This is a genomic window from Moorena sp. SIO3H5 (genome assembly GCF_010692395.1).
Taxonomy (GTDB): Bacteria; Cyanobacteriota; Cyanobacteriia; order Cyanobacteriales; family Coleofasciculaceae; genus Moorena.
The window spans coordinates 16,619-28,474 of record NZ_JAAHHS010000057.1 but is presented as its reverse complement, the minus strand read 5'-3'; the positions used below and the strand labels follow the sequence as shown (position 1 = coordinate 28,474).

The 11,856-nt window shown below is 41.7% G+C and carries 3 protein-coding genes; all 3 read left to right on the top strand.

Annotated elements, in window-relative coordinates; genetic code table 11:
- The coding region (locus F6K52_RS36955) for a beta-ketoacyl synthase N-terminal-like domain-containing protein (protein ID WP_364416802.1) at positions 1-129 on the top strand (129 nt) is incomplete at its 5' end.
- Between the two features lie 9 nt (positions 130-138).
- Positions 139-5,178 carry a type I polyketide synthase gene (locus F6K52_RS09280; protein WP_364416799.1) on the top strand — a complete coding sequence of 1,680 codons (5,040 nt, stop codon included), beginning with the start codon at positions 139-141 and terminating at the stop codon, positions 5,176-5,178.
- A 2-nt stretch (positions 5,179-5,180) separates the two neighbouring features.
- A complete protein-coding gene (locus F6K52_RS09275) occupies positions 5,181-11,819 on the top strand; it encodes a type I polyketide synthase (RefSeq protein ID WP_293076660.1) in 6,639 nt (2,212 codons plus the stop codon).
- Positions 11,820-11,856 lie beyond the last annotated feature (37 nt).

Here is an 11,856-nt window from a genome sequence, read left to right as displayed (position 1 = left end):
TTAGCTGGAGGTGTCAATCTACTTCTATCTCCTGAGACTAGTATTATTTTCTCTCAGGCTAAAATGTTATCTCCCGATGGTCGATGCAAGACCTTTGATGCCTCGGCAAATGGCTATGTACGTGGATAGGGATGCGGAGTGATTGTTTTAAAACGACTCTCTGACGCGGTAGCCAATGGGGATAATGTTCTGGCAGTAATTCGTGGAACTGCGATCAATCAAGACGGAGCCAGTGGTGGCTTGACAGTGCCTAATGGTCCATCTCAAGTAGCGGTTATTCGCAAAGCGTTATCCAATGGAGGAGTAGACCCAGCAAGTGTTAGTTATATCGAAGCTCATGGTACGGGAACTTCCTTGGGAGACCCTATTGAAGTTGGAGCGATAGGAACGGTATTTGGAAAAACCCACTCCCAAGAGCAACCTTTAATAGTTGGTACCGCTAAAACTAACATAGGTCACTTAGAGGTAGCAGCAGGAATAGCAGGTTTGATGAAAGTAGTCCTGCAACTGCAACATCAACAGATTGCACCATCACTACATTTTAAGCAACCCAATCCTTATATTAATTGGTCTCAATTACCAGTGCAAGTTTCGACTCAACTCACCCCTTGGCAAACCAATGGTAAAAGTCGCATCGCTGGAGTAAGCTCTTTTGGTTTTAGTGGAACTAATGCTCATGTGGTTATCGAAGAAGCACCAAAAGAAGGTAACAGCTTATCGGCAACAGTAGAGGAGAATGGCAATTCGACTGTAAAAGAAGATACTCTAGAACGTGCAGTTTATCTATTAACTCTTTCAGCCAAAACTCAAGCAGCTCTTGATGATTTAGTTAATAGTTATCAAAACTATCTCAAAAATTATCCAGAATTAAGAATCGCTGATATTTGTTATACGGCTAACACATGCAGAAGTCACTTCAACAACAGATTAGCAGTTGTCGCCTCGAACCAACAAGAATTAGTGGAAAAACTCCGACAGCACCAACAGGGAGAAGAGGTAACAGGAATCTACTCAATAGAACTGCCAAACAACAGTACAGCACCTAAAATCGCCTTGTTATTCACAGGACAAGGTTCCCAATATGTCAATATGGGTAGGCAGTTGTATCAACAAGCACCTGTATTCCGCAAAGCACTTGAGCAATGTAATGAAATTCTCCTTGGTACAGAAACGTTCCGGGAAAAGTCCTTACTAGAAATTCTCTATCCAGCAAACCAAGAACAGTCTAATTCATCCTTACTAGACCAAACAGCCTATACCCAACCCTGCTTATTTGCCCTAGAATACGCCTTATTTAAACTCTGGCAATCTTGGGGAATCCAACCAGATGTGGTCATGGGTCATAGTGTAGGAGAATATGTAGCAGCAACAGTAGCAGGAGTATTCAGCTTAGAAGAGGGCCTCAAACTAATTGCAGCCAGGGGCTCTTTGATGCAACAATTGCCCGCAGGTGGTGAGATGGTTTCGGTTATCGCCTCAGAGTCGAAAGTGCTGGAGATATTTAAGGCTATGTCCCTAGAAGAAAAAGTAGCCATAGCAGCCATCAATGGACCCGAAAGCACAGTCATTTCTGGGGAAGCAGAAGCAGTAGGAGCGATCGCAACTCACCTAGAATCCCTTAGCATCAAAACGAAACAACTACAGGTATCCCATGCCTTCCATTCACGATTGATGGAACCAATGCTGGCAGAGTTTGAAGCAGTAGCCAAACAGGTAACCTATAGTCAGCCTCAAATATCACTAATATCTAATGTTACTGGTCAACAAGTGGGCTCAGAAATTACTTCTGCCGAATATTGGGTGAGTCATGTCCGACAACCAGTGCGCTTTGCCGAGAGCATGACAACTTTACATCAGGAAGGATATGAGTTATTCCTCGAAATCGGACCCAAACCAATTTTGTTAGGTATGGGGCGTCAATGTCTGCCAGAAGGGGTTGGTGTTTGGTTACCATCCTTGCGCCCTGGAGTAGAAGCATGGCAGCAGATGTTGCAGAGTTTGGGACAGTTATATATGAAAGGGATCAAGGTAAACTGGTCAGGGTTTGACCAAGATTACGCCTGTCATAAGGTAGCAATACCCACCTATCCATTCCAGAGAGAAAGTTATTGGATAGATACTGACAAAAATCAAGGGCAAAAAGCTGTTAATGGTAGCTCAAGTTTAATTGTAGACTTACTTAATCAAAGTGATATAGAAGGGTTGAATCAGGAATTAAGCTTTTCTACAGAATTAACTGCAGACGAACAAAAAATGTTGCCTAAGTTGCTAGGAATCTTAGTCAACCGTCACCAAGATTATCTGGAATTTAAAGGTAATGTAGTTTATGACTATTACAATTCTTTTGCAGAAATTAGTCAAGAAAAATTGAGTAAAGAAAAGCAACAAGAAAATAATTCACTGCAATTCTTAACTTTTGGAATATTACCAGAAAGTATTCCCGGTTTTTCCTGGCTAAAAATGTTGACTAACTCTAATCAAAACCCGACCCATAAAACAGCCTTATTAGAGGCACAGCAAGAGTTGAGAAGGCTATGTTTTTCACAAGTAGACTTCTCATCTACCAAAAAAGTGTTAGATTTTGGTTGTGGATATGGCTCGGATTTAATAACCTTAGCCAAAAATCACCCACACCTACAACTAAACGGTTATACAATTTCTAGTGGACAAGCTAAATTTGCTGCCAACCAAGTTAATGATTATCAACTTCAAGAGCAGATACAAATTTTTAACCGAGACAGTTCAAAAGATGAGTTTCCTGATAATTACAACCTGGCATTTGGATTTGAAGTAGCTCATCATATTAAGGATAAATCGCTGTTATTTTCCAATATAAGCAGGCATCTTCAGGAAGAAGGTCTATTAGTAATGGCAGATTTTATCGCTAATAGTGATGTTGATATTGACCACGAAGAAACATCATCTTACTTTATTACCAAACAACATTGGGTAGAGCAACTCTCACCAAATAAATTGCAATTAATTAGTGCTATAGATATTAGTCATGAAGTATCCAACTATTTGTATGATGCTGAATTTGAAGAAAATCTCAGAGAATTATATGAACAAAATCATGACGATAATGTTAAGTCAGCTTTTCAATCCTATAATCAGTTAGGTAAATTACTGAGCAAAGGATTGGCTAGCTATGTATTACTAACAGCAAAAAAACAAGAAAATTTACCACAAGAGCAAAGTTATCAGTTGAACCGAGAAATGCTAGCTCAACTGTCTTCTTACTCTGAAGTAGCTGTTAAACAATGGGTTTACGAACTGAAGTGGGAAACCAAAAAACATCAACAGTTGCTATCACCCAATAAACCAGGAAATTGGCTCATATTTGCTGATCAGCAAACCCAAGCATTGAAAACGGTCTTAGCAAAACAGAATCAAAATTGTCTCATCGTAACCCCAGGCTCTAGTTACAAGCAGTTAGATGACCAACACTATCAACTAAATCCCACGAATGCACAAGAATTTCAACAACTAATAAAAGAGTTGTTTACTACCCAAGATACCTTAGAAGGAGTAGTTCATCTATGGAATATTAATACCTCAACAGAAGAGTTGGAAGCTGCTCAAGAACTAGGTTGTGCCAGCGTACTATATTTAGTGCAAGCATTGGTGTCAAACTCGCAATCATCAATAGTACCTCTATGGTTAGTTACTCAGGGAACACAAAATGTAGAAGAGAATGAACCGAAACTAGCAGTACAGCAAGCACCAGTGTGGGGGTTGAGTCGGGTAATAGCACTAGAACACCCAGAGCTGAAATGTAGGCGAGTTGATTTAGACCAAACCAGGAACAGCTTAGAAGCCTTAGAAGCATTAGGTAAGGAACTTTTAAATCCTGATGATGAAGACCAAATAGCAATTCGTGGAGGAGTGCGTTATTCCGCTAGATTGGCAAGGCGAACCCAAAAGTCAATTTCAGAGCAAGAGCAACAGATAGCATTCGGAACAGAAGGCAGTTACTTATTGACTGGTGGTTTGGGAGCATTGGGATTGGAAGTAGCCCAATGGATGGTTAAGCAGGGGGCACGACATATAGTATTAAACGGGCGTCGTACTCCCTCAGAAACAGCTCAGGAAACTATCCAGCAATTAGAACAAACAGGAGCTAAAATCTCAGTCATACTAGGAGATGTTTCTAAGGAAGAGGACGTTGCTAGTATCCTGAAGCAGATTGAGGCATCTCAAGCACCATTACGAGGGGTGATTCATGCAGCAGGATTCCTGGATGATGGTGTTTTACAACAGATGAGCTGGGAGCGTTTCAGGCAAGTTATGGCTCCTAAAGTACAAGGTGCTTGGTATTTGCATCAGTTGACTCAGAAGCTACCACTAGACTTCTTTGTTTGTTTTTCCTCCATTGCATCCTTACTGGGTTCACCTGGTCAAGGGAACTATGCCGCAGCAAATGCTTTTATGGATACTTTGGCTGACTATCGTCGGAGCTTGGGCTTACCGGGATTAAGCATTAATTGGGGAGCTTGGGATCAAGGAGGAATGGCTTCTCGTCTAGGGAGTCAACATCAAAGTCGGTTGCGCACAACCGGAATGAATCTTATAACTCCAGAGAAAGGATTGCAGATATTAGGAGAGTTGCTATCACAGCCCGTTAGCCAAGTAGGAGTATTCCCCATAAATTGGCCTCAATTCTTAGGACAGCTGCCAGTAGGACATACAATTCCATTTTTAGAAGCTTTTGCTTCCAGAAAACTACAAAAAGAAACAACTAAGGATGAAAACTTTTTAGAACAACTAGCAGTAGCACTTGAGAGTGAACGCAACCAAATTCTGATCGGTTATCTTCAAGTTCAAGTCGGTAAATTGCTGGGATTTGATAAATCCAAACTGCCCAATCCAGAGTTGGGATTCTTTGACATGGGCATGGATTCCTTGCTAACAGTTGAGTTAAGAAATCTCTTGAGTTCTAATTTGGGTTGCTCGATTAGTGCAGCTGAGTTGTTTGGGACTTCTAATATCCAAAACTTAGCGGAACATTTAATCAAAGAAATTTTGCCAGAGGGGCAAGACGAAGAAGAAGTTGATCTTGATGACAGTCAAAATACACAAAACCTAGATTCTGCGCAGATAGAAACTCAAGGAAAAGTTGATCATGCGATTGCTGCTGAGTTACAAGAAATCAAGAATTTACTGAAGGAGGGTAACTGACAATGAGCAATGTTTCTAAAACAACCCAACAAGATGTAACCTCTCAAGAGGTGCTTCAAGTATTACAAGAAATGCGGAGTAGGCTTGAAGCAGTCAACAAAGCAAAAACTGAACCAATCGCTATTGTGGGCATGGCCTGTCGGTTTCCTGGTGGAGCTAATGACCCATCTACATATTGGCGCTTATTACATGATGGAATAGATGCTATTACACCAGTACCACCTCACCGTTGGGATGTTAATGCTCATTACGAGCCTAACCCAGAAATTCCAGGAAAAGCCTACACCAAACAGGGTGGATTTATTGAGCAAGTTGACCAGTTCGACCCTTTGTTTTTTGGTATTTCTCCTCGGGAAGCAATTAGTTTAGATCCTCAGTACAGACTACTTTTAGAAGTTACCTGGGAAGCTCTGGAAAATGCTGGGCAAACATGGACTAACCTTAAGAATAGTAAGACAAGTGTATTCATGGGCGTCTCCACAGATGACTATGCGAGTCTGAGTAATCCTATTCTTGTTAATAATCGAAGTCTTGGTGTAGGCCGTATTTCTCATTTACTGGGTTTACAAGGGTCTAATATACAGTTAGATACCGCTTGTTCAAGTTCTTTAGTTGCGATCCATCTAGCTTGTCAAAGTTTGCGCTCAGGAGAGTCCAACTTAGCATTAGTAGGTGGAGTGAATTTAATCTTATCACCAATCAGTACTATTGGCCGCTGTAAAATGAAAGCACTATCCCCTGATGGTCGCTGCAAGACTTTTGATGCTGCTGCTAATGGTTATGGTCAGGCAGAAGGATGTGGTGTTGTTGTTTTGAAGCGTTTGTCCGATGCAATTACTGATGGTGATTTAATTTCAGCACTTATCCGAGGTTCTGCAATCAATCACGATGGGCCTAGTAGCGGTCTTACAGTTCCTAATGGAATGGCTCAGAAACAAGTGATTCAACAAGCCTTGAGCAATGCTAGGTTAGAACCCCATCAGGTGAGCTATTTGGAAGCTCACGGGACAGGAACTGCTTTAGGAGACCCCATCGAAATAGAAGCTTTAGCCGCAATATACGGCAAAAATCGTCCAGTGGATCAGCCTTTAGTGGTTGGTTCCGTGAAGACTAATATTGGGCATTTAGAGGCAGCCGCAGGTGTATCAGCTTTAATTAAGGTAGTTTTAGCACTTCAGCATCAAGAAATTCCACCTCATTTACACTTAAAGCAGCCTAATCCCTATGTAGATTGGGATAAATTACCAATTAAAATACCAACTTCATTAATGCCTTGGAATTGTGAAGCTAAACCGAGAATAGCAGGGATTAGTTCTTTTGGTATAAGTGGCACTAATGCTCATTTACTCTTGGAGGAGGTTCCTGAGCTAATCAAGGGTCAAAAGGCAAAAGGAAAAAGTGAAAATGACTTAGAACCTCCCCTCCATATACTAACCCTGTCAACCAAGACAGAAAAAGCGCTCGAAGAGTTAGTCAGTCGTTATCAAAACCATTGGGAAACTTATCCAGAATTGGCTATCTCAGATGTCTGTTACACCGCAAACACAGGACGTGCTCAGTTTAACCATCGCCTAGCCATTATTGCTTCTGAACCAGAGGAATTAACACAAAAACTTCGGCAACACACAGCAGGGGAAGAAGTAGTTGGAGTTTTTTCTGGCAAAGTACCCAATAGTGGCAGTGAGAGCAAAGTAGCTTTCTTATTTACAGGTCAGGGTTCCCAGTATTTGAATATGGGAAGGCAATTGTATGAAACTCAACCTACTTTTCGTCAAGCTTTAGATACATGTGACCATATCCTGCGTCCTTACCTGGACAATCCACTCCTAGAAATTCTCTACCCTCAAGATGCACAAAAGTCAAATGATTCTCCACTAGATCAAACTGGTTACACCCAACCAGCTCTGTTCTCTATTGAATACGCTTTGCTGAAGTTATGGGAATCTTGGGGTATTAAGCCAAATGTCGTGATGGGTCACAGTGTGGGAGAATATGTAGCAGCAACAGTAGCAGGAGTATTTAGTTTAGAAGATGGCTTGAAACTAATTGCCGCTAGAGGAAGGTTAATGCAAGGATTACCTGCTGGTGGAGAGATGGTTTCAGTTATGGCTTCAGAGTCCAAGGTTCTAGAGACTCTGAAGGCGATGTCCCAGTCAGACAAAGTAGTGATAGCAGCCATCAATGGACCCGAAAGCATAGTCATTTCCGGTGAAGCTAAAGCTGTTAGAGCGATCGCAACTCACCTCGAATCAGTAGGCATCAAAATCAAACAGCTACAAGTATCCCATGCTTTCCATTCACCGTTGATGGAACCCATGTTGGCAGAGTTTGAAGCTGTAGCCAATCAAATCACTTACCATCAACCCAGGATTCCCATCATATCTAACGTCACAGGCACAAAAGCAGACCAGAGTATCGCTTCTGCCCAATATTGGGTCAATCATGTGCGCCAACCGGTAAGGTTTGCCCAAGGTATGGCAACCTTGCACCAACAAGGCTATGAAACTTTCCTAGAAATTGGAGCCAAACCAATATTATTAGGTATGGGCAAGCAATGTCTATCGCCAGACGTTGGTGTGTGGCTGCCATCTTTGCGTCATGGAGTGGATGAATGGCAACAGATTCTCTCAAGTTTAGGACAGTTATATGTACAGGGAGCCAAAGTAGATTGGTCAGGATTTGATCGAGATTATAGCCGTGAGAAAGTAGTATTGCCAACTTACCCATTCCAACGAGAACGATATTGGGTAGAAACTAGTACAAATCAACAACAAGTTGTAGGCTCTGGGGAGCCAAACCTCCAAGGTACTCCTGAAGGTACGAGTACTACTATCGTTAAATTACTCAGCCAAGGAAATACTAAAGAGTTAGCAGAAAAAGTCGAAAAAACTAGTGATTTACCACCGGAACAGTTAAAATTATTACCGGATTTCTTAGCATCATTATCTCAACAACATCAACAAGAATTAGCCAGATTAACTACCAAAAAATGGTTTTATAAAGTCCAGTGGATATCTCAAGCTATAAAACCCCAACGAAACAAATCAAATAATCAAGTCTGTCATTGGTTGATTTTGACAGATTCAAAAGGATTGGGCAAATCTCTGGCCACTCATTTGCAACAGCTGGGAAATGAATGCAGTGTAGTTTATCAAGCTGATAATTATCAAAATTCTGAACCAGGGATTTATCACATTAATCCATCTCATCCCCAGGAATTTGAACAAGTATATCAAACAATATTCGAAAACGGTAAATTACCCTTACAAAAGGTAATTCATCTGTGGAGTTTGGATACTGCTTCTGAACAAGATTTAACCACCGAAACCTTAGAACAAGCGCAACTATGGGGATGTGGCAGTACACTGCACTTATTACAAACTTTAGTCAAAAACCCCAACTCAACACCACCAAAACTCTGGATGATCACCAGAGGGACTCAACCTGTATTGTCACCAACAGAGAAACTAACAGTGGCAACATCACCATTGTGGGGATTAGGTAGAACGATCGCTTCTGAACATCCGCAGCTTTGGGGAGGTTTGGTAGATCTCGATCCACAGGGTTCCGAAGATGAGGTGGAAGTACTATTACAACAGATAATAGATAGTCAAAAAGAAGACCATCTAGCGGTGCGCAATCGCAAAATATACGTTGCTCGTTTACTCAAGCACATTCCCCAAGAATCTCAACCCCTGTCACTGCGATCTGATGCCACATACCTAATTACTGGAGGATTAGGAGCCCTGGGGTTGAAGACAGCAGCATGGATGGCAGAAAAAGGAGCTAGAAATTTAGTTTTAATCAGTCGTCGTCAACCCTCTGAGCAAGCACAACAAACGATTCAAAGTTTGGAAGAATTAGGCACTCAAGTAAAAGTTCTTTCAGCAGATATATCAGTTGAATCCGATGTCGCCAATATCCTAGAGCAAATTCAAACATCTCTACCCCCACTACTAGGTGTAATTCATGCAGCAGGCGTTTTGGATGATGGCCTACTGCAACAAACCAATTGGGAGCGCTTTACGAAAGTGATGGCCCCCAAAGTCAACGGGACTTGGAATCTACATAAATTAACCCAGCATTTATCCCTAGATTTCTTTGTTTGCTTCTCATCTATGAGTTCCTTATTAGGTTCACCCGGTCAAGGAAACTATGCTGCAGCTAATGCTTTTATGGATGCTGTAGTTCATTCTCGTAGGGAGATGGGATTACCAGGATTAAGTATTAACTGGGGAGGCTGGTCTGAAGGTGGTATGGCGATTCGTCTTGCAAGTCAGCATCAAAATCGAATGCAAACGGCAGGGATAAGTTTGATTTCTCCAGAGCAAGGAATACAAGTATTAGAGGAACTTGTACGCACTCAGTCTACAGCACAGGTGGGAGTATTGCCTGTAGATTGGTCGGTATTGGCAAAACAATTTAGTTCGGCAAATCCAAGTTCTTTACTATTAGAACTCTTGCAACAGGAGACAAGCTCAGAAAAGACAGACGAACGCATTTTAGAAAAATTGCAAGCTGCACCAATAACTGAACGTCAAGATATTTTGAAAACTTATATTCAATTGGTAGTAGCAAAAACTCTCGGAATCAATCCATCAAAAATTTCCACTGATGACAATTTTGTAGAGTTGGGTATGGATTCGTTAATGGGAATGGAAGTTGTCAATAAACTTAGTAGCGACCTAGATTTTATTATCTATCCCAGAGAGTTTTACGAACGACCAACAATCGACTCCCTGACTCAATATTTGAGTGCTGAGTTGAGTGAAGATAATCTTGCTACTCAACCATCTCCAACAAGCTTAGAAATCTTTGCAACCAAAAGTTCACCTAGTGGAAACTCTGTACGCCCAGCTTCTGTCTCTTCACGTCTTCCTGGCATTATTTTTATCCTTTCGAGTCCTCGCTCAGGTTCAACTTTACTCAGAGTAATGCTAGCGGGTCATTCTTCCCTATTGTCACCACCGGAGTTACATCTGTTACCCTTTGACACCATGAAGGAGCGACAGGAGCAACTCAACCTTTCTTACTTGGGGGAAGGGTTACAAAAAACTTTCATGGAAGTAAAAAACCTGGATGCAACAGCTAGTCAGGCTCTAATTAAAGACCTCGAGTCACAGAACTTATCAATTCAGCAGGTATATGGGATGCTTCAGGAGCATATAGCACCTCGTCTGCTCGTAGATAAGTCTCCTACTTATGCTATGGAGCCCACTATCCTAGAACGAGGGGAAGCACTCTTTGCTAACTCCAAATACATTTACCTGGTTCGCCATCCCTACTCAGTTATAGAATCATTTGTGCGGATGCGGATGCAAAAACTTGTTGGTTTGGGTGAGGAAAATCCTTACCGGGTAGCGGAGCAAGTATGGGCTAAGAGTAACCAGAACATTCTAAATTTCCTGAGCCAGTTGGAGCCAGAACGTCAGCATCAGATTCACTATGAAGATTTGGTGACAGAACCAGAATCAGTGCTATCCCAACTATGCGACTTTCTTAATATTGCCTTCGAGCCAGAACTTTTACAACCTTATCAGGGCGATCGCATGACAGGGGGTGTTCATCAAAAGTCATTGTCAATCAGTGACCCTAACTTCCTCAAACACAATACTATTGATGAGAGCTTGGCAGACAAATGGAAAACGATTCAATTACCTTATCCGTTGAAGTCAGAAACTCAACGGATAGCCAGCCAACTTAATTATGAGTTGCCAAACCTAGTTACAACTCCGACAAATCAACAGCCTCAAGTCTCTACAACCTCCTCGAAAGAGCAGCCAACTATGGAGGAAAAATTCCTGGAGTTTGGAGGAAATCAGATCTGTCTGTGTAGTTGGGGTTCCCCGGAGCATCCTGTAGTTCTGTGTATTCATGGTCTTTTGGAACAAGGATTAGCTTGGCAAGAAGTCGCACTTCCTCTAGCAGCACAAGGTTATCGGGTAGTGGCTCCCGATTTATTTGGTCACGGACGTTCATCTCATTTAGAACTGGTGACTTCTTATAGTTCACTGACATTTTTAGCTCAGATAGACCGGGTAATTCAGGAATTACCAGACCAACCTTTGTTGTTAGTAGGTCATTCCATGGGTGCCATGCTGGCAACTGCGATCGCTAGCGTGCGACCAAAGAAAATCAAAGAGTTGATTTTGGTAGAACTTCCGCTACCTGCTGAGGAAAGCAAGAAAGAATCCGCAGTTAATCAGCTAACGACTTGTTTAGACTATCTCAGTTCTACTCCTCAACATCCCATCTTTCCTGATGTGGCAACTGCTGCAAGTAGGTTGCGTCAAGCGATACCTAGTCTGTCAGAAGAATTTTCTTATATCTTAGCTCAGCGAATTACACAACCAGATCAAGGTGGAGTTCGCTGGAGTTGGGATGCAATTATTCGTACTCGTTCTATTCTGGGTTTAAACAATTTACCTGGTGGTCGATCTCAATATTTGGAGATGCTCAAATCTATCCAAGTTCCGACTACGTTAGTTTATGGAGATAGTAGCAAACTAAATCGACCAGAAGATTTGCAACAACAGAAAATGACTATGACTCAAGCTAAACGAGTTTTTCTGTCAGGAGGGCATAATCTTCATATTGATGCTGCTGCTGCTTTAGCATCACTTATCTTAACATCACAATAAAATATGTTACAGTAGGCTGGATGTGGATTTCGACAAG

Excerpts from the sequence above, each read along its gene's own strand:
- F6K52_RS09275 (WP_293076660.1), top strand. The coding sequence starts at position 5,181 with ATGAGCAATGTTTCTAAAACAACCCAACAAGATGTAACCTCTCAAGAG.